The organism is Erwinia magellanica (assembly GCF_039023495.1).
In the GTDB taxonomy this organism is placed as follows: Bacteria; Pseudomonadota; Gammaproteobacteria; order Enterobacterales; family Enterobacteriaceae; genus Erwinia.
The window spans coordinates 1-20,414 of sequence record NZ_JBCHVC010000009.1; the positions used below are offsets into that span (position 1 = coordinate 1).

The following is a 20,414-nucleotide window of genomic DNA, read 5'->3' on the forward strand; positions in this document are numbered from 1 at the left end:
AAGACGATGACATGAAGCAGAGCATCGTTAAATGGTTGTTCGAACTGAACGCCAAGCAGCGCGAAGTGCTGGCACGTCGTTTCGGTCTGTTAGGCTATGAAGCGGCAACGTTGGAAGATGTGGGTCGTGAAATTGGCCTGACTCGCGAACGTGTTCGTCAGATTCAGGTTGAAGGTCTGCGTCGTCTGCGTGAAATTTTGCAGGCACAGGGACTCAATATTGAAGCCTTGTTCCGCGAATAAGCACAGGCACTTTAAGATGTGAATGCGAAAAGCGGTGGTGAAAACCACCGCTTTTTTATTGCCTGAACCGGCTGCTCAGACGCTTTCTTTTACCTTATCCTTAACATCTGACTTGGTATCCTGCATCACGTAGGTGTTACTGACTGCACCCTTGTAAGCGCTTAACAGCATCTGTATCGGGTTAAGCCTGCCTTTACCCAATCCTTCCACCACACCTTTCAGCGCATCAAAGGCCGTTTTCGCCGCACCGACAACACCCCCTTTGAGCACTTCCCACGGATTGGTGCTTTCTGACCTGCCCATACCGGTCAGGAAATTACTCAGGCCCGGAATAAAGGCGAGCGCACGTCCCACCTTCAGACAGATGCCCTGAAAGCCGCTCTTGGTAGTGCCGTTCAGGTTTACCATTTCATCGTTGGTTTGCGTCAGTTTTCCATCCTTGGGAAACATTTTGTCCAGTCCCTGTTCCGCCACATCCTTAACGATAGCGGCTTCGCTACCGTGGCGGGCTTCACCACTTTTGGTCAGCCCCTCTATTTTCCCGTTGGTATGAACATCACCACGATCGCCATTTTCACGGTTTTTCAGCGCTTTGACGCTGTTAAGAAAGTAAGACATGTTCTTGGCCGCCAGCGCCCGGCTCTGCTCATCCGGGTTATTGGCTGTCCAGTCGCCAAACTGCTTCTTGAGATCTTCCTGCTTGATATCTTTCTGATTACCCAGATTCTTCAGCACCGGATTTTGCTCGATAATCTGATCGGCGGAACGGTTGTCGCCATCCATGTTTTTAAACAGGGTGTCGGTGGAAGGCGGGACACTGGTATCTTTCTCATTCTTTGGCATCGCCGGGCCGGTACTTTCGCTGCCGGTTGAAACGGGAGCACTGGCAGAGGTTTCGCCAATAGTGGAGAGGAGATCTTTGAGTTGCGTCATCATAGTAGCTAACTGAGCATCGTTAGAGGTGCTGTTAGCCGCAGGCTGTTGGCCCTGTTGACTCTGCTGGCTCTCTTTAAGGAACTTCATCAGGCTGTCGAGCAGCATCTGCAACTGCGACATCTGATTGCTGCTGTTGTCGGTGGTAGCGGGCGAGTTTGCTGCACCCCCCTGAGATTGCTGCTGCGCCAGTTCATCCTTGAGCTTTTTAAGCTCCTCCTGGCCCTGCTTGATCAGCGAATCGAGCAGCGTTTTATAATCGGCGATCAGCGAAGAGGCAGACGATTTCTCACTGGTGGCGCCAGTGTTGCCGCCATATTGCAAAGGGGTAGCTTTTCCGGAAGCGGGACCAAAACCAGCTTCACCGTTTTTGCCCTCCTGCTTCAGGTTGAAGCGTGATGCCAGCATACCGTCTGGCGCTTGATTCATCATCCCACCGGGATTTACTCTCATAATCATGACAATCTCCACTGGACCAGGTTAAAGAACATCAACGAAACGTCAGGTTGCAAAATGCTACTAAACGTTTCATCTCAGTCGTTACGTGGACAGGGGGAGAGGATAGTTCCATCAACCCGCACCAGGGAGAAACGATCCTGGCGGGCGCGCCGCACCAGCCAGCAGAAACTAAGCCGTTATCACCGACAGGACATCAGCAGAGCGAGCCACTGCGCCAAACACGCCGCCCTGCATTTTGACCATCTCCAGTGCTGCGGCGTGGTTAGCGGGATCGGTGGCGGCACAGCAGTCGGCGACCAGTAAGCATTCAAATCCGCGGTCGTTGGCTTCCCGCAGGGTAGTGTGAACACAGACATCGGTGGTGATGCCGGTAAGCAGCAGATTTTGGATCCCCCGCGTGCGCAGGATCAGTTCAAGATCGGTGGCATAAAACGATCCTTTACCCGGCTTATCGATCACTATCTCGCCTTCTGCCGGCTGTAGCTCAGGAATGATCTCCCAGCCAGGTTCACCCCGGATCAGGATCTTCCCGCACGGTCCGGGGTCGCCAATGCCCGCTCCTTTTTGTCGCGAACGCCAGCGCTTATTGGCTGGCAGGTCCGCTAAGTCGGGCCGGTGGCCTTCCCTGGTGTGAATAATGGTATACCCCTTTGAACGCATAGCGTGCAGGAGTTCGCTGAGCGGGGCGATGGGGGCACGCGTTAAGCTGATGTCATAGCCCATTGTGTCCACATATCCCCCTTTGCCACAAAAATCCGTCTGCATATCAATGACAATAAGCGCGCTATTATCTGTAGAGAGTTGGCCATTCCAGGGCCAGTGATACGGAGCGGCCGGGACAAAACGCGCTTCCAGACTCTTCATGCCGTCACCCATTTTTTAGCCATCTGTGACTGAATAACACCATAGGCAGCGCCGCCTGCCAGCATGCCAATCAGCGCTTCACCGGCATCCGGAAACCAGATATGCGCGATGCCAGCACACAGGGTGCCGAAGGCCCAGCCGATAAAAGCGCTTGCGCGCCAGGCGCGTTCTGGTCGTGAGCTGACGATATGGCCCATTATCAGCAGGTCGACAATCATCACTGCCCCAATTGGCGGCACGGCAACGCCCAGCAGGCTGAGCCAGTTAAGGAAATAGCTCCAGACGCCAGCCACGGCTAACAGCCCGCCCGTCAGGCCAAGGATCACCGTCCATAAACGCATTTTGCTTTTAAAGAGATGACTGTAGCCAACCGCGCCGTTATAGAGGCAGTGCGTACAAACGGACCCCAGATTGATAAAGACAAACAGCAGCGCCAGCAGATTAAGCAGGGCGCTGTGCCCGGTCAGCAGATGCAGGAAATCGCCGCCGTTTTGCGCCGGGTTGATGCCTGCGCCCGCAGAGACGATTACCACGCCAGAGAGCAGTGAAACAACGTTCGCCAGCGGAAAGGCTGAAAAGGTGGCTATCACCGCAGATTTTCCCTTTCGGGACCAGCGCGTGAAATCCGCCGTCATGGTGCCCGAGTCAGCAAATCCGGCAATCACCATTGTCATGGCGATGCCCATGCTGATTCCGCCGTGCACGCCCTGATAAGCTGAAATCTCACTGAGATCGCTCTGCTGTGCGACAAAATAGAGCGCCACCAGGCCCAGGATCACAAACATCGGGGCAGCAATCATGCCAATCACAGAGAGCGCACGGACGCCGAGGAACGTAACGCCGGTATAAAGCACCGTCGCCAGAACAATCACCCAGGTGGTATTCCAGCCGAAAGTGGCGTTAACGATGGTGCCGGTCAGGCCAGTCTGAAAGGCATACCAGCCGATGACCACGGTAGAGAGAAAAGCAGAGGCAATGATATAGCCCCGGTTACCGAACGTTTTCCGCGCCTGCATAGCAAAGTTCAGCCCGGTATTTCCGGCCAGATAGCTTAATGCGCCAACGTAAGCAAACAGGACCAGGTTGCCAGCCAGAATGGCGAGAATTGAACGCCAGAATCCCAGGTTATAGGCGATGATCCCGCCAAAAACGGCATTGGTCAGGATCATCGGAAAACCAAACCAGACGGCGGAGACCGAGCGGGTCGAATGACGATGGGAAAGCGGCACAGCCTCATTTTCAAACTCTTGCTCTAACCCCGGCGGGGTTGGTGAATGCAGCGATGTCTTCTGGCTCATAATGTTTTTCCGTTAGAGGTCAGTAAAGGGTTAGCGGGAGAGAATAGGCGGCAACCGATGCTGCCAGCCGCACGCTTTTTCGAACGCAGCACTGGCGCGCAGTACCAGAGCATCATCCAGATGGCGGCCAACGATTTGCAGGCCTACAGGCAGCCCTTTTGCGGTAAATCCGGCAGGAATAGAAGCCGCAGGCTGGCCGGTCAGATTGATCGGGAACACAAAAGCGAGCCATTCGGCAGGGGTGACTTTGCGTCCTTCAATAATTTCAGGGCCTTCGATATCAACAGGGAAGGGCGGCGTTGCCAGCGTCGGGGTCAGCAGCAGATCGTAGCGCTGCATAAAGCGCCACATTTTGTTGGTGACCGCTTTGCGCTGCATATTGGCGTCAGTGAAGATCTCGGCAGTCCACTCTTTTTTCAGCATGGCGACCAGATGGGGCGACATGCGCTCGCCGTAGCTTTCCATCAGCTTACGCATGCCGGAGAGATCGGTTTCCTGTGCCACCAGAGCCGCAAAGGTCTCCTGAGGATCGCTGAAGCCGGGATGCGCCTCTTCCACCACGCAGCCCAGCTCCTGTTCAAATACGCGTACCGCCTTGCCCACGATTTCACGCACTTCAGGATCAACCGCCGCATATCCCCAGTCGGCGCTGTAGGCAATACGCAGCCCCTTCAGGCTGCCTTTTGCGGCAAGAAGCCAGTCAATATCGCTGGTGGGAATCGAATGGCGATCGCGCGGATCGGGGCCTGCCATCACTGACAGCATCATGGCCGCATCCGCAACGGTGCGCGTCATCGGCCCGATATGTTCAAGGGATTCCCAGCTTGAGATACCGGGATACCGTTCATCGCGGCAGCCGGGATAGAGCGGCACGCGCCCCATTGAGGCTTTCATGCCAAACAGTCCGCAGTGTGCGGCGGGGATGCGGACAGAGCCGCCGCCGTCGCTTCCCAGCGCCAGCGGGCAGATCCTGGCGGCCAGCGCAGCAGCTGAACCGGCACTGGAGCCGCCCGGTGTCAGCGCCGTATTCCACGGATTGCGGGTCGTAGGGAAAACCGGGTTGTGTCCGGTGCCGCTGTAGCCAAACTCCGGCGCGTTGGTTTTCCCCAGAATGATCGCCCCCGCCGCCTTCAGCCGCTCAACGGTGATGTCATCTTCGTCAGGAATAAAGTTTTCATATATCCAGGAACCCGAGACGGTTTTAATCCCCGCCGTTGCAATCAGATCTTTAATGGCGACCGGCACACCAGCCAGCGGGCCGGGATCGTCGCCCTGCATGATCTTTCGCTCAATCTCCCGTGCCTGCTGCATTGCCCTGTCGGGCACCGGTGTGCAAAAAGCATGAAGCTCTGGTTCCAGTAGCGTCATGCGCTGCAAAGAAGCCCGCGTCACCTCTACCGGCGAAAGGGATTTATCGCGGATCAGCGCCGCCAGCGAAACGGCGTCAAGATTCAGGATCTCATCATTATTCAAGCCATATTCCTCTCTGTAAGCGTGCATGATGCGGGCTGACCAGTGCTAGCGTTCAGATAGCAATGCATATTGCAGGCCAGAATTGAGACGACAGGCTTAAAAAAACGACCGGCCTCTGACAGCTTGTATACAGGCTGGTATTCGTTGCTTCAGAGTAAAAAGAAGAAGGGGGGAGCAGAGAGATAAGTCCAGGGACGATCAAAAGGAAGTGAGCCGTTGTAAGGCGGAAGATTCACCGGAAAAGTGCAGAGGTCGGGATAATGGTGCAAAAAAACGGCGGACCTGAGGGCCGCCGTTTTTTAAATAACTGTCTTTGCCTTCCCGGCCTTTCGGTTAAAGGAGAGGGAGATTTTCAGGCTGTAGCCTGACTTACTGCTTCTGAACAGCGGGCTGCGGATGGAGCAAGCTTGCCGGGTGAGGGGCACCCGGCAAGCACCTCAGGCTACAGCATGGTTTTAAGGCGATAGATCCACTCAAGCGCCTGTCGTGGAGAGAGCGAATCGGCATCCAGCGCCTCAAGCGCCTCTACGGCGGGAGAGGTCTCTTCTACCAGCAGCGGCAGCTGCGGGCCATCCGCAGAGGTGCTGGCCGCACTGCCTGACAGCGTCTCCAGCTCTTTGAGCTTCTGCCTTGCACGTTTGATCACCTCTTTGGGTACGCCTGCCAGCGCCGCCACGGCCAGACCGTAACTTTTGCTTGCCGCGCCATCCTGCACGCTGTGCATAAAGGCGATAGTGTCGCCGTGCTCAATGGCATCCAGGTGGACGTTAACCACGCCCTCCATCTTTTCCGGCAATGTGGTCAGCTCAAAGTAGTGGGTAGCAAACAGCGTCATTGCTTTAATGCGGTTTGCCAGACTCTCGGCACAGGCCCAGGCCAGCGACAGCCCGTCATAGGTTGAGGTTCCCCGCCCGATCTCATCCATCAGTACCAGACTCTGTTCGGTAGCGTTGTGCAGGATATTGGCCGTTTCGGTCATCTCTACCATAAAGGTTGAGCGGCCCGAGGCCAGATCGTCTGCCGCACCCACGCGGGTGAAAATGCGGTCAATCGGCCCCAGTGTTGCCTGTTCAGCTGGCACATAGCTGCCGATATAGGCCAGCAGCGTAATCAACGCCGCCTGACGCATATAGGTACTCTTACCGCCCATATTGGGACCGGTGATCACCAGCATCCGACGCTGTGGTGAAAGCGACAGCGGGTTGGCGATAAAGGGTTCTTTTAACACCTGCTCTACGACCGGATGACGGCCGCCGACCAGTTTGATGCCTGGCTTATCGGTAAGCGTTGGGCAGGTATAGTTCAGCGTCCAGGCGCGCTCGGCCAGATTGACCAACACATCAAGCTCAGCCAGCGCGGCCGCGCTGAGCTGCAACGCCTCCAGATGCGGTAGCAGCAGATCAAACAGCTGCTCATAGAGCATTTTTTCCAGCGCCAGCGCCTTTCCCTTAGAGGTGAGAACTTTGTCTTCATACTCTTTCAGTTCGGGAATAATATAGCGCTCGACGTTTTTCAGCGTCTGCCGACGGACGTAGTTGATGGGCACGCGGTGGCTCTGCCCGCGACTTACCTGAATATAGTAACCATGCACCGCATTGAAGCCGACTTTTAAGGTGTCCAGCCCCAGTTTTTCACGCTCGCGGATCTCAAGCTGGTCGAGATAATCGGTAGCGCCGTCCGCTAATGCACGCCATTCGTCCAGCTCCTGGTGATAGCCAGGGGCGATGACGCCACCGTCACGAACCAGCACTGGCGGGGAATCGATGATCGCTTTTTCAAGCAGCTCTCGCAGTTCGTCAAACTGCCCCATCTGCTTACGCAGCGTTTGCAGATGCGGCGTGGCGACGTCAGTCAGCAGCGCATCCAGCGGCGGCAGCTGCTGGAACGCATGGCGCATACGGGCCAAATCGCGCGGACGCGCAGTTCTCAGCGCCAGACGGGCCAGAATACGTTCCAGATCGCCAACCTGACGCAGCAGCGGCGAGATTTCCGCAGTGAAATCCTGTAGGGCGCCAATGCTCTGCTGACGGTTTTCCAGCGTTTTAATATCACGCACCGGCATATGCAGCCAGCGCTTCAGCATCCGGCTGCCCATTGGCGTGACGGTTTTATCCAGCACGGAAGCCAGGGTGTTTTCAATCCCGCCGGCCAGGTTCTGGGTAATCTCCAGGTTGCGGCGGGTTGCCGCGTCCATAATGATGCCATCCTGCTGGCGCTCCATGGTCAGCGAGCGGATATGCGGCAGGGAAGTGCGCTGCGTGTCCTTCACATATTGCAGCAGGCAGCCCGCCGCCCGCAGCGCATGATGCGCCTGCTCAACGCCAAAACCTGAGAGATCGCGGGTGCCAAACTGCATATTCAGCTGCTGGCGCGCGGTTTCAACCTCAAATTCCCACAGCGGACGCCGCCGCAGCCCACGCCGGTTTTCGATCAGCGACATGGCGGCGAAATCTTCCGAATAGAGCAGTTCCGCCGGGTTGGAGCGGGTCAGCTCCGCCGCCATCGTCTCCAGATCGGTCGGTTCTGCCAGGCGGAAACGACCGGAACTGATATCCAGCGTGGCGAAACCAAAGCCGCGCGGCCCCTGCCAGATAGCCGCCAGCAGGTTATCCTGACGCTCCTGCAACAGCGCTTCATCGCTGATGGTGCCAGGGGTGACAATGCGAACCACTTTGCGCTCCACCGGCCCTTTGCTCAGCGCCGGGTCGCCAATCTGCTCACAGATAGCCACGGACTCACCCAGCTGAACCAGCTTCGCCAGGTAATTCTCCACGGCATGATAGGGCACCCCAGCCATCGGAATCGGTTCTCCGGCCGATGCGCCGCGTTTGGTCAGCGAGATATCCAGCAGCTGCGAGGCTCGTTTGGCGTCGTCATAGAACAGCTCGTAGAAATCCCCCATCCGGTAAAACAGCAGGATTTCCGGATGTTCCGCCTTCAGGCGAAGGTACTGCTGCATCATAGGGGTGTGGGCGACGAGGTTATCTGTGGTCATTATCAGGTCTTCTTTTCCAGTCCATTGAATATAAGGCAGGCAATGGCACAACGTGCATTAAGGTCTTTCAGCGGCCTCTATATTAACGCAGCGAGTAAGAGACTGTCACAGGAAAAGCCGGAAGCGCTTCGCAAACTGGCCAAAAAACGAAAGATTCATGGCTGATTGCCGACACCAGTTTTTATGTCACCAGCCCATGCGCCCGCTCCCGGAAGCGCTACGTGGCGGCCTGCCGCGCAGGCCAGCCGAATGCGATGACCAGCATCAGTGCGGAGATTCTGAAGATTGCGTTCATGGAGGTGTTACGGACAAGGTGGGTAAAGAGACGCCCTTTCGGGCGTCTGCGGGCCTTACTGCCGACGGAAACGGCGGGTAAGGGGCTTTTCCAGCTCAACAATCAGGAACAGCAGCGCCCCGACGGCGAAGGTGACGCCCCAGTAACGCAGCGGGAGTCCTTCGGTGCCGAACAGCATCTGCATAAAGGGCAGGTAAATGATTGCCAACTGAAGCAGCAGCAGCAGGCCGCTGACCAGCCAGACCCCTTTATTACGCAGCAGGCTGCTGTCCAGAGAGAAACTATCGGTACGACGGCAGTTCAGCATGTAGACCCACTGCGCCGTTACCAGCATCTGTAGCAGAACGGTGCGGATAAACTCCGGGCTGTGGCCACGTGGTTGCAGCCAGGCTTCCAGCACAAAAGCGCTGATCGCTATTAACAGGCCGACAAAGCCCACGCGCCAGAGGGCGAAGCCATCCATTACCGACCGGGCGACGTTACGGGGGGGCCGCTTCATAATGTTGTTTTCCGCAGGCTCAAACGCCAGGCCAAAGGAGAGGGTGGCGGAAGTGGCCATGTTCATCCACAGGATCAGCACCGGCGTCAGCGGGATAAGATTACCCGCCAGCAGCGCAATAATAATCAGCAGACCCTGTGCCAGATTGGTGGGCATCACAAACAGAATGGTTTTCTTGAGATTGTCATAGACACGGCGCCCCTCTTTTACCGCGCTGGCCAGCGTGGCGAAATTATCATCGGTGAGCACCATATCCGCCGCTTCTTTGGTCACCTCGGTGCCTTTGATGCCCATTGCGATGCCGACATCGGCCTGCTTAAGGGCTGGCGCATCGTTAACGCCATCGCCGGTCATGCCCACGATCTCCCCTTGCTGTTGCAGGGCTTTCACCAGACGCAGCTTATGTTCCGGGCTGGTGCGGGCAAAAATATCAAATTTCACCGCCGCTTCCGTCAGCTGCTTGTCGTCCATTTTTTCCAGTTCGCTACCCGTCATCGCCTGGTGGCTGTTGCCTATGCCAAGCATCTGCCCAATACTCATCGCCGTTTGCTGGTGGTCGCCGGTGATCATCTTCACCCGGATCCCGGCCTGCTGGCAGATTCGGATAGCGTCAATCGCCTCCGGTCGGGGAGGATCCATCATTCCGGCAATACCCAGAAAGATTAACCCCTCCTGTAAATGACCGTGCGTGAGAGGCGCGTTATCTGACGGTGCTGGTTTCCAGGCAGCCGCTACCATCCGTAAGCCTTCACGGGCATAAGTAACGATCTGATCTTCCCAGTACTGGCGGTCAAAGGGTTGCAGGCCCGCTTCGGTTTGCTGCTGCTGACACAATGTAAACAGAACATCTGGCGCACCCGTAATCAGTATCTGCTGCTCATGCCCAACTTCATGGCGGGTTGCCATATATTTGTATTGTGAATCGAAAGGAATTTTGTCAATCGGGCGGACGGCCACCGGCGACAAGTTTGCTTTTGCTGCCAGCACCTTCAGCGCCCCTTCGGTGGGGCCACCGGTCAGCACCCACTGGTTCTTATCGTTACGCGTCAGCTGGCTCTCATTGCACAAATCCAGCGTGCGCAGATAGCGCTCAAGCACGCTGCCGGGTTGCAGCGTGATCGGGCTGTCACTGCCCTGAAGATAAATATTGCCAACCGGCTCATAGCTGTTCCCTTCCACGCGGTAGCAGGCTTCGGCAGTGATCACCGCTTTCACCGTCATCTCGTTCATCGTCAGCGTGCCGGTTTTATCGGAACAGACCACGGTCATTGCGCCCAGCGTTTCTACCGTGGGCAGCTTGCGGATAATGGCCCCTTTGCGCGCCAGGGTCTGCACGCCCAGAGAAAGAATGATAGAGATAATGGCAGGCAGCCCTTCCGGTACCGCCGCTACGGCCAGGCTTATCAGCGACAGCAGCAGTTCGCCCAGCGGCATATCGCGCATCATCAGGCTGAAGATAAACAGGGCTATCATCATCACAAAAATGATCGCCGAGATCCCTTTCCCCAGTTTGTCCATCTGCTGTAACAGCGGCGTGCGGCTTTTGCTGACGGAAGCAATCATCTGATTGATGTGCCCCAGCTCCGTGCTGCCGCCCGTTGCCGTCACTACGCCAGTGCCGCTGCCCGCGCTGAGCATAGTGCCGGAAAACAGCATATTCTTACGGTCGGCAAGGGGAAGGTCGCCGCTCAGCGCCGCCGTAGTTTTCTCGACAACTGTGGATTCGCCGGTGAGGATAGCCTCCTCAACCCGCAGATTATGGGCTTCAATAAGACGTAAATCGGCCGGCACGCGATCGCCAGCACGCAGGACCACAATATCGCCAGGCACAAGAGTGGCGACAGAGAGTGTCTGATGGCTGCCCTCCCGGATCGCCACCGTTTCGCTGGAGAGCATGGTAGCGATGCTTTTCAGTGATTTTTCTGCGTTACTTTCCTGAATGTGACCAATCAGCGCGTTAATCACCGCCACACCAAGGATCACCAGCGTATCAATCCAGTGGCCCATCACTGCCGTCAGCACCGCAGCGGCCAGCAGGACATAAATCAGCACGTCGTGAAAATGGGCCAGAAAGCGCAGCCAGGCTGGCTTACCCTTGTGCTGTGGCAGCGTGTTGGGGCCGTATTCAGCAAGGCGAGCGTCCACCTCTGCCTGGCTAAGCCCGGCCTTTCGGCTCTCTGTTTTTTCTACTATTTCTTCTGTTGTCAGCTGCCAGGGTTTTTTCTGCGATCCGGAAGGGGAGCTATATTTATTGGTGTGAGAGGGAATATTCGGCAAAGTGTTTCTCCGCAAAAATAAATTTAAGGTATTGATGAAATTGTGTGCAGAGTAATAGACCTGTTGCCTGAGGGAATTGATCGGAAACAACGCTGTATAAATTTACACCTTGCGGGGTAAACAGAATTAACTCTGTTTAATTTACGTTTAGAAAAAGCGGGTATGTTTAACCTCAGATCAATAAGCGAAAGGGGGTTAACGTGGGTGTATACAGTTTGAAGCGCATAGCGGCCTATGTCTTGTGCGCGCTGGCTTTAGTGGTGATGGCAGGGTGGGGAACTTATATAGTGGTGAGCGCAATGGGATAAATCAGCCGGTAACATTTTCAAATTAAACTCAATCAACTAAATAACAATATTCATTTCCAGAGCAGAAATAAATTCTGGCAGGGAGTATTTCACAAGCTTATTCATGCCCGCTCTGCAAAGCCCAGACGGCGGCTTCCACACGGGATTTAAGCTTCATTTTTTTCAGCAGATGCTTAACGTGTACCTTAACAGTGCTTTCGGTAATTGAGAGCTTACGGGCGATTGCTTTATTGGTCATCCCCTGGGTAATGAGTTTCAGGATATCCCGTTCGCGACGGGTGAGCTGTTCAATATCACGCTCTTCCGTGGGACGGTTTTCCCGCAGGCTGGCCACCAGCACGTTGGTTAATGTTTCGCTCAGTACCATCTGTCCCGCAGCGGCCTGATGCAGTGATTTCAACAGCTCTTCCGGTTCCATATCCTTCAGCAGATAGCCATCGGCGCCGCGCTTCAGGGCATTCACCACATCATCCTCGTGATTGGAGACGCTGAACACCACGATACGGCCGGAAAGCTCGATAGTCCGCAGCTGCACCAGCGTATCCAGCCCGTTCATGCCGGGCATGTTTAAATCCAGCAGGATCAGATCCGGATCGTGCTCGCCCGCCAGCGCAACCCCCTGCGTACCGTTGCCCGCTTCCGCCACCACCTGTAAACGGTCATCCAGCTCTATCAGCTGTTTTACCCCGTTGCGCAGCATCGGGTGATCGTCAATCAGTAATATAGTGGCGGCTTCTTCTTTCACGGCGTTGATCCTTCTGACTGTAATGAATGGCTTGCGGGTGGAAAAGGGTACCGGCGCTATTCTACGGATTGCCAGGACGATCCCTATACTACTTAAGAGGTAATCACTAATTTCCGCACGGCGCTAACGGCTAAGTATAGCTCAGCAAAGGGATAAAAAATTTATTAATAAACAAAGATTTGGTTCATCTCCTTCCTCTACCTCTTAAGTCACCCGGCGGTGACAGGCAAGGAAATTACCTGGCCTCTCGTTGATTTGCATCAACCTCAGACGAACCGGGGATAAGCAGGATGTCGGCAATATCCTTCTGTCGATGAGAACCCCAAAATGTCACAAACTTCTTCTATACCCCTGAAAGGCGGGACGGTTATCCAGGAGTGGCAGCCTGAAGACGCGGAATTCTGGCAGCAGCGCGGCAAACGAATTGCCAGCCGTAATCTGTGGATTTCTGTTTTCTGTCTGCTGCTGGCTTTCTGCGTCTGGATGCTGTTCAGTGCGGTTGCCGTTAACCTCAATAAAGTGGGTTTTAACTTTACCACGGAACAACTCTTCCTGTTGACCGCGTTGCCTTCGGTGGCCTGTGCGCTGCTTCGCGTGCCTTACTCTTTTGTTATTCCCATCTTCGGCGGGCGGCGCTGGACCGCTTTCAGCACCGCTATTCTGCTGATCCCCTGCCTGTGGCTGGGCTTCGCCGTGCAGGATCCCCGCACGCCGTTCTCCATCTTTGTGATTATTGCCCTGATGTGCGGCTGTGCCGGAGCGAATTTTGCCTCCAGCATGGGCAATATCAGCTTCTTTTTCCCCCGAGCCAGACAGGGCGGCGCGCTGGGTATCAACGGTGGCCTGGGGAATCTTGGCGTCAGCGTGATGCAGTTCTTTGCGCCGCTGGCCATCTCCTTTGGCATCTTCAGCGCCTTTGGCGGCGGCGCGCAAACCGCGGCCAATGGCGAGGTCATCTGGCTGGAAAATGCGGCCTGGATCTGGGTGCCTTTCCTGATTGTGGGAACGCTGCTGGCCTGGTTTGGCATGAACGATCTCGCCTCGTCAAAATCCTCGCTGCGTGAGCAGCTACCGGTACTGAAGCGGCCCCATCTGTGGATTATGGCAGTGCTGTATCTGGCGACGTTTGGCTCTTTCATCGGCTTTTCTGCCGGATTCGCCATGCTCTCCAAAACTCAGTTTCCTGACATCGTGATCCTGAAATATGCCTTCTTTGGGCCATTTTTGGGGGCGCTGGCACGTTCTGCCGGCGGCATGCTCTCCGACAGGTTTGGCGGCGTACGCGTCACCCTGCTCAACTTTATTGTGATGACTTTCTTCTGCGGCCTGCTGTTTATGACGCTGCCGGGAGAGGGGCAGGCTGGCTCGTTTATCGCGTTCTACAGCGTCTTTATGGTGCTGTTTATCAACGCCGGGTTAGGTAGCGGATCCACCTTCCAGATGATTGCGGTAATTTTCCGCAAAAATACGCTGGAGCGTGTAAAGGCAGAGGGCCGAAGCGATGCCGCCGCGCAGCACGAAGCCGTAACCGAAACCTCTGCTGCGCTGGGCTTTATTTCTGCCATTGGTGCCGCTGGCGGCTTCTTTATTCCGCAAATGTTCGGTATGTCGCTGGCGATGACCGGCTCACCGGCAGGCGCAATGAAAGTGTTCGTGGCGTTTTACCTGCTCTGCGTAGCGATCACCTGGGTGGTGTATGGGCGTAAGAAAGCAGCCTGATGTTCAGCCCGCTACGGCGGGCTGAACCCTTCTACCCCTTAAGAGCCAGCATGTGTAAAAAACGGCTGGCAAGCGCACAGGAAAGCGGTTTTTCTCTTTTAATTCATAAAGTTAGATTTAATCCTCCTGCTACTCCTTAAGGGGTAACCCGGTGAAAGCCCTCAGCTTCTCCACCGCTGACTGTTGATCGTTATCAATCTGCAATCTCCGGCGCATCAGTACCCTGCTTGCAGATTAAGCAATGTCGTCCCTATAAACATAATCAAGCCTTCAGGAGAATTCCGGATGAGCAAGTTTCTCGACAGGTTTCGCTACTTCAAACAGCTGGCGGAACCTTTCTCTGGCAATCATGGCCAGACTCTTAACACCAATCGTGACTGGGAAGATGGCTACCGCAGCCGCTGGCAGCATGACAAAATTGTGCGCTCCACTCATGGGGTAAACTGCACCGGTTCCTGTAGCTGGAAAATTTATGTGAAAAATGGTCTGGTCACCTGGGAAACTCAGCAGACCGACTATCCCCGCACCCGCCCCGATTTGCCAAACCATGAGCCACGCGGCTGCCCACGCGGTGCCAGCTACTCCTGGTATCTCTACAGCGCTAACCGGCTGAAATATCCGCTGATGCGCAAAAAACTGATTAAGCTCTGGCGTGAAGCGAAAGCGGAACACAGCGATCCGGTGGTAGCCTGGGGATCTATCGTCAGCGATCCTGAGAAGGCGAAAAGCTACAAAGTGGCCCGTGGGCGCGGTGGCTTTGTTCGTTCAAGCTGGCAGGAAGTCAACGAACTGATTGCCGCCTCCAATATCTACACGGCCAAAACCTTCGGCCCGGATCGCATTGTGGGCTTCTCACCGATCCCGGCGATGTCGATGGTTTCCTATGCCGCAGGCGCCCGCTACCTGTCACTGATTGGCGGTGCCTGCCTGAGTTTTTACGACTGGTATTGTGACCTGCCGCCCGCCTCGCCAATGACCTGGGGCGAGCAGACCGATGTGCCGGAATCGGCCGACTGGTATAACTCTTCCTACATCATCGCCTGGGGCTCGAATGTGCCGCAGACCCGTACGCCAGATGCGCACTTCTTTACCGAAGTCCGGTACAAAGGCACCAAAACGGTAGCGATCACGCCAGATTATGCCGAAGTAGCCAAGCTCTGCGACCAGTGGTTGAGTCCGAAGCAGGGCACCGACAGCGCCATGGCGCTGGCGATGGGCCACGTCATGCTGAAGGAGTTCCACCTCGACCGCGAAGTGCCCTATTTCCGCGACTACGTACGCCGCTACACCGATATGCCGATGCTGGTTCTGCTGGAGCCGCGTGAGGGCGGTTTTTACGCCGCCGGTCGCCAGCTCCGCGCCAGCGATCTGGTGGACGGGCTGGGCCAGGAAAATAATCCTGAATGGAAAACCGTGGCGATCAACCAGACCGATGGCGAGCTGGTGGCACCGCAGGGATCGATCGGTTTCCGCTGGGGCGAACAGGGGAAATGGAACCTGGAACCCCGTGAAGGCAATACGCAGCAGGAAGTGGAGCTTCAGCTCAGCCTGCTGGGGAACCACGACGAGGTGGTTGAGGTCGGCTTCCCCTATTTTGGCGGCATCACCAGCGAAAACTTCAACAGCGTGGCGCTGGAAGAGATCCTGCTGCACAAGCTGCCGGTGAAACGCATCACGCTGGCCGATGGCAGCGAAGGCCTGGTGACCAGCGTCTATGACCTGACGCTGGCAAACTACGGGCTGGATCGCGGGCTGGAAGATGATAACTGCGCGAAAAATTACGACGAAGTGAAGGCTTACAGTCCGGCATGGGCAGAGCAGATCACCGGCGTATCGCGGCAGAACATCATTCGTATTGCCCGTGAGTTTGCGCAAAATGCGGAAACCACCCGTGGCCGTTCAATGATTATCGTGGGTGCCGGGATGAACCACTGGTATCACATGGATATGAACTACCGTGGACTGATCAACATGCTGGTGTTCTGCGGCTGTGTTGGACAGAGCGGCGGCGGCTGGGCGCACTACGTTGGTCAGGAGAAACTTAGGCCGCAAACCGGCTGGACCCCGCTGGCGTTCGCCCTCGACTGGCAGCGTCCGCCCCGCCATATGAACAGTACCTCGTTCTTCTATAACCACTCCAGCCAGTGGCGCTATGAGGCGGTCACTACCGAAGAGCTGCTCTCGCCGCTGGCGGACAAAACCCGCTACAGCGGCAGCCTGATTGATTTTAACGTGCGCTCCGAACGCATGGGCTGGCTGCCTTCCGCACCGCAGCTGAATACCAATCCGCTACAGCTGGCAGCAAAAGCCCAGGCGGCTGGCCTCTCGCCCGTCGACTTCACCGTTGAAAGCCTGAAAAACGGCTCTTTGCGGTTTGCTGCCGAACAGCCGGATAATCCGCAGAACTTCCCAAGAAACATGTTTATCTGGCGTTCCAACCTGCTTGGCTCCTCCGGTAAAGGGCATGAGTACATGCTCAAATACCTGCTGGGCACCGAGAACGGTATTCAGGGCAAAGACCTGGGTATGCAGGGCGGTGTGATGCCGGAAGAGGTTGAATGGCAGGAGAAGGGCGGCGAAGGCAAGCTGGACCTGGTGGTCACGCTGGACTTCCGCATGTCCAGCACCTGCCTCTATTCCGATATCGTGCTGCCGACCGCTACCTGGTATGAAAAAGATGATATGAACACCTCGGATATGCATCCGTTCATTCATCCGCTCTCCGCCGCGGTCGATCCCGCCTGGGAGTCGAAAAGCGACTGGGAAATCTATAAAGGCATCGCCAAAACCTTCTCTGAACTCTGCGTGGGCCACCTGGGCCAGGAAACGGATGTGGTGACGCTGCCGGTTCAGCATGACTCTCCGGCAGAGCTGGCACAGCCGTTTGGCGTAAAAGAGTGGAAAAAAGGGGAATGCGAGCTGATCCCAGGAAAAACGGCGCCGCACATCATTGTGGTGGAGCGTGATTACCCGGCCACCTTTGAGCGCTTCACCTCCCTCGGCCCGCTGCTGGACAAGCTTGGCAACGGCGGGAAAGGCATCAGCTGGAATACCCAGACTGAGGTCGATTTCCTCAAGCAGCTTAACTACGTTAAGGCGGATGGCCCGGCAGCAGGCCGACCAAATATCTCTACGGCAATTGATGCCGCGGAAGTGATCCTGTCGCTGGCACCCGAAACCAACGGTCAGGTAGCGGTAAAAGCCTGGCAGGCGCTGAGCGCTATCACCGGACGGGACCATACCCATCTGGCGCTGAATAAAGAGGATGAGAAGATCCGCTTCCGCGATATTCAGGCGCAGCCGCGCAAAATTATCTCCAGCCCGACCTGGTCAGGTCTGGAAGATGAGCATGTCTCTTATAACGCCTGCTACACCAACGTGCATGAGCTGATCCCTTGGCGCACGCTCAGCGGTCGCCAGCAGCTTTATCAGGATCATGAGTGGATGCGTGCCTTCGGCGAGAGCCTGCTGGTCTACCGTCCGCCAATTGATACCCGCGCGGCAAAACCGTTTTTAAACCAGAAGCCTAACGGCAACCCGGAGAAGGCGCTGAATTTCCTGACGCCGCACCAGAAATGGGGCATTCACTCTACCTACAGCGACAACCTGCTGATGCTGACGCTGTCACGCGGCGGTCCGATTGTCTGGATGAGCGAAGAGGATGCGAAAGAGTTAGGCATTGCGGATAACGACTGGATTGAAGCGTTTAACGCCAACGGTGCGCTGACCGCCCGCGCGGTAGTCAGCCAGCGTGTTCCGGCAGGAATGACCATGATGTACCACGCGCAGGAGCGCATCGTGAACATACCTGGCTCCGAAATCACCAGCCAGCGCGGCGGTATTCATAATTCCGTCACCCGTACCTGTCCGAAACCTACCCATATGATCGGCGGCTATGCGCAGCAGTCATATGGCTTCAACTACTACGGCACCGTCGGCTCCAACCGCGACGAGTTCGTGATTGTCAGAAAAATGAACAACATTGACTGGTTAGACGGTGAAGGCACCGACGATTGCCAGGGCAGCCAGCAGGAGAGTCAGCCATGAAAATTCGTTCGCAAGTCGGCATGGTGCTGAACCTGGACAAATGCATCGGATGCCATACCTGTTCCGTGACCTGTAAAAACGTCTGGACCAGCCGGGAAGGGATGGAGTATGCCTGGTTCAACAACGTAGAGAGTAAACCAGGGGTCGGGTATCCCCATGCCTGGGAGGATCAGCAGAAATGGAAAGGCGGCTGGATCCGCAAAATTAACGGCAAGCTGGAGCCGCGCATGGGTAACCGCGTTGGTTTGCTGTCGAAGATTTTTGCCAACCCGGATGTGCCAGCGCTGGATGATTATTACGAACCCTTTGATTTCGACTATCAGAACTTGCATACCGCACCGGCGGGTAAGCATCAGCCAATCGCTCGTCCTCGCTCGCTGATTACCGGCCAGCGCATGAAGAAAATTGAGAACGGCCCGAACTGGGAAGAGATCCTGGGCGGAGAGTTCTCTAAACGCTCGGCGGATCAGAACTTCGACAACATCCAGAAAGAGATGTACGGGCAGTTTGAAAATACCTTCATGATGTATCTGCCGCGCCTGTGTGAACACTGCCTGAATCCCGCCTGCGTGGCAACCTGCCCAAGCGGTGCCATCTATAAGCGCGGCGAAGATGGTATCGTGCTGATCGATCAGGATAAATGCCGCGGCTGGCGTATGTGCCTGACCGGCTGCCCTTACAAAAAGATTTACTTTAACTGGAAGAGCGGCAAGTCAGAGAAATGCATCTTCTGTTATCCCCGTATCGAAGCGGGCCAGCCCACCGTCTGTTCGGAAACCTGCGTGGGCCGTATCCGTTATCTTGGCGTACTGCTGTATGACGCCGATCGTATTGAACAGGCCGCCTCTGCGGAGAACGAACAGGATCTCTATCAGCGTCAACTGGAGATCTTCCTCGACCCACATGACCCGGCGGTAATTGAACAGGCGCTGGCAGAAGGTATCCCGCAGAGCGTGATTGACGCCGCGCAGCAGTCGCCGGTCTATAAAATGGCGATGGAGTGGAAGCTCGCTTTACCGCTGCATCCGGAATATCGCACGCTGCCGATGGTCTGGTATGTGCCACCTTTATCACCCATCCAGTCCGTTGCCGATGCGGGTCAGCTGGGCCACAGCGGCGTGCTGCCGGATGTCGAAAGCCTGCGAATTCCGGTGCAGTATCTGGCAAACCTGCTGACTGCTGGCGATACCGCGCCAGTGCTGCTGGCGCTGAAACGTATGCTGGCGATGCGACACTACAAGCGGGCGGAGACGGTAGAAGGGCAGATCGATACCCGCGCCCTTGAACAGGTTGGCTTAACGGAGGCGCAGGCGCAGGAGATGTACCGCTATCTGGCGATCGCCAACTACGAAGATCGTTTTGTGGTGCCTTCCAGCCATCGTGAGCTGGCGCGGGAAGCTTTCCCCGAGAGCAAAGGCTGCGGCTTCAGCTTTGGCGATGGCTGCCACGGCAGCGACAGCAAATTCAACCTGTTCAACAGCCGCCGGATCGATGCCATTGATATTGGCCGCAAAACGCCTCCACAGGAGGATCGCTCATGATTGTCTTACGCGTGATTGGCCGCCTGCTGGATTACCCGGATCAGGATCTTTTTGATCACCATGCCGAACTGGTTGAAGTGCTACAGAGCGTGCCGGAGCTTGCGCCGGAGCAGGTTACTCGTCTGACAGCCTTTATAGAGACCTTCTGCGCACGTCCTCTGCTGGACGTGCAGGCGGAGTACTGCGAGCTGTTTGACCGTGGCCGCGCCACCTCGCTGCTGCTGTTTGAACATGTGCATGGTGAATCCCGCGATCGCGGGCAGGCGATGGTCGATCTGCTGGATCAGTACCGCGCCGATGGCCTGGAGCTGGACTCTAAAGAGCTGCCGGACTATCTGCCGCTCTACCTGGAGTATCTTGGCAGCGGTTCTGCTGAGCGGGCGCGTGGCGGTTTGCAGGATATAGCCCCGATTCTGGCGCTGCTGGCCGCGCGCTTACAGCAGCGCGGTACGCCTTATGCGCTGCTGTTTGAGGCGCTGATTGCGCTTTCCGCAAGCGGCGTGGAGGCGGAATCGCTCAGGCCGCAAATAGAGAAAGAGGCTCGTGACGATACGCCCGCTGCGCTGGATGCCGTCTGGGAAGAGGAGCAGGTGAAGTTTCTGGGTGAGCAGGGCTGCGCTTCTGCCCAACAGGCCGCTCATCAGCGCCGCTTTGCCGGGGCGGTGGCTCCGCAGTATCTGGATGTGGCTCAGGCCGCGGCACGTACCACAGGAGAGTAA

General features: G+C 56.2%; 12 protein-coding genes. 5 read left to right on the plus strand and 7 right to left on the minus strand.

Annotated elements, in window-relative coordinates:
• Positions 1–242, plus strand: a 242-nt coding sequence (locus tag AAH450_RS20415) for a sigma factor-like helix-turn-helix DNA-binding protein (RefSeq protein ID WP_342911831.1), incomplete at its 5' end; no start/stop codon positions are given.
• 75 nt (positions 243–317) lie between these two features.
• Here the strand turns inward: AAH450_RS20415 and AAH450_RS20420 are convergent.
• The 7 genes from AAH450_RS20420 to narL all read right to left on the minus strand — a co-directional run bounded on the left by AAH450_RS20420 (position 318) and on the right by narL (position 12,388).
• The gene (locus AAH450_RS20420) at positions 318–1,634 is read right to left on the minus strand and encodes a hypothetical protein (protein WP_342911832.1); all 1,317 of its coding nucleotides are present in this window, start codon (positions 1,632–1,634) and stop codon (positions 318–320) included.
• A gap of 168 nt (positions 1,635–1,802) precedes the next feature.
• Entirely contained in the window at positions 1,803–2,498 is a 696-nt protein-coding gene (biuH, locus tag AAH450_RS20425; protein ID WP_342911833.1) for a biuret amidohydrolase, read from the minus strand.
• Positions 2,495–3,778 carry a purine-cytosine permease family protein gene (locus AAH450_RS20430; protein ID WP_463322750.1) on the minus strand — a complete coding sequence of 428 codons (1,284 nt, stop codon included), beginning with the start codon at positions 3,776–3,778 and terminating at the stop codon, positions 2,495–2,497. Before AAH450_RS20430 ends, biuH begins: the two co-directional genes overlap by 4 nt.
• Positions 3,779–3,826: 48 nt before the next feature.
• Positions 3,827–5,269 (minus strand): amidase, encoded by a 1,443-nt coding sequence (locus AAH450_RS20435; protein ID WP_342911835.1) that lies wholly within the window; start codon positions 5,267–5,269, stop codon positions 3,827–3,829.
• 442 nt (positions 5,270–5,711) lie between these two features.
• Positions 5,712–8,264 carry a DNA mismatch repair protein MutS gene (gene mutS, locus AAH450_RS20440; RefSeq protein WP_342911836.1) on the minus strand — a complete coding sequence of 851 codons (2,553 nt, stop codon included), beginning with the start codon at positions 8,262–8,264 and terminating at the stop codon, positions 5,712–5,714.
• Between the two features lie 350 nt (positions 8,265–8,614).
• The gene (locus AAH450_RS20445; protein ID WP_342911873.1) at positions 8,615–11,326 is read right to left on the minus strand and encodes a cation-transporting P-type ATPase; all 2,712 of its coding nucleotides are present in this window, start codon (positions 11,324–11,326) and stop codon (positions 8,615–8,617) included.
• Positions 11,327–11,740: 414 nt separating this feature from the next.
• Positions 11,741–12,388, minus strand: a complete 648-nt coding sequence (narL, locus tag AAH450_RS20450; protein ID WP_318789730.1) for a two-component system response regulator NarL — start codon at positions 12,386–12,388, stop codon at positions 11,741–11,743.
• 327 nt (positions 12,389–12,715) lie between these two features.
• On the opposite strand from narL, the gene AAH450_RS20455 reads away from it, so the two are divergent.
• From AAH450_RS20455 to narJ, 4 genes are all read left to right on the plus strand, one after another.
• Positions 12,716–14,107 (plus strand): NarK family nitrate/nitrite MFS transporter, encoded by a 1,392-nt coding sequence (locus tag AAH450_RS20455; RefSeq protein WP_342911837.1) that lies wholly within the window; start codon positions 12,716–12,718, stop codon positions 14,105–14,107.
• 285 nt (positions 14,108–14,392) lie between these two features.
• Positions 14,393–18,154: a nitrate reductase subunit alpha gene (locus tag AAH450_RS20460; protein WP_342911838.1), complete on the plus strand. Its 3,762-nt coding sequence runs from the start codon at positions 14,393–14,395 to the stop codon at positions 18,152–18,154.
• Positions 18,151–19,695, plus strand: a complete 1,545-nt coding sequence (gene narH, locus AAH450_RS20465; RefSeq protein WP_342911839.1) for a nitrate reductase subunit beta — start codon at positions 18,151–18,153, stop codon at positions 19,693–19,695. The genes AAH450_RS20460 and narH overlap by 4 nt, the downstream gene beginning before the upstream one ends.
• Positions 19,692–20,414 (plus strand): nitrate reductase molybdenum cofactor assembly chaperone, encoded by a 723-nt coding sequence (narJ, locus tag AAH450_RS20470; RefSeq protein WP_342911840.1) that lies wholly within the window; start codon positions 19,692–19,694, stop codon positions 20,412–20,414. The genes narH and narJ overlap by 4 nt, the downstream gene beginning before the upstream one ends.

Coding starts and splice junctions, on each gene's coding strand:
- AAH450_RS20420 (WP_342911832.1), bottom strand. CDS start 1,634: ATGATTATGAGAGTAAATCCCGGTGGGATGATGAATCAAGCGCCAGAC.
- narH (WP_342911839.1), top strand. CDS start 18,151: ATGAAAATTCGTTCGCAAGTCGGCATGGTGCTGAACCTGGACAAATGC.
- narJ (WP_342911840.1), top strand. CDS start 19,692: ATGATTGTCTTACGCGTGATTGGCCGCCTGCTGGATTACCCGGATCAG.
- mutS (WP_342911836.1), bottom strand. CDS start 8,264: ATGACCACAGATAACCTCGTCGCCCACACCCCTATGATGCAGCAGTAC.
- AAH450_RS20460 (WP_342911838.1), top strand. CDS start 14,393: ATGAGCAAGTTTCTCGACAGGTTTCGCTACTTCAAACAGCTGGCGGAA.
- AAH450_RS20455 (WP_342911837.1), top strand. CDS start 12,716: ATGTCACAAACTTCTTCTATACCCCTGAAAGGCGGGACGGTTATCCAG.
- biuH (WP_342911833.1), bottom strand. CDS start 2,498: ATGAAGAGTCTGGAAGCGCGTTTTGTCCCGGCCGCTCCGTATCACTGG.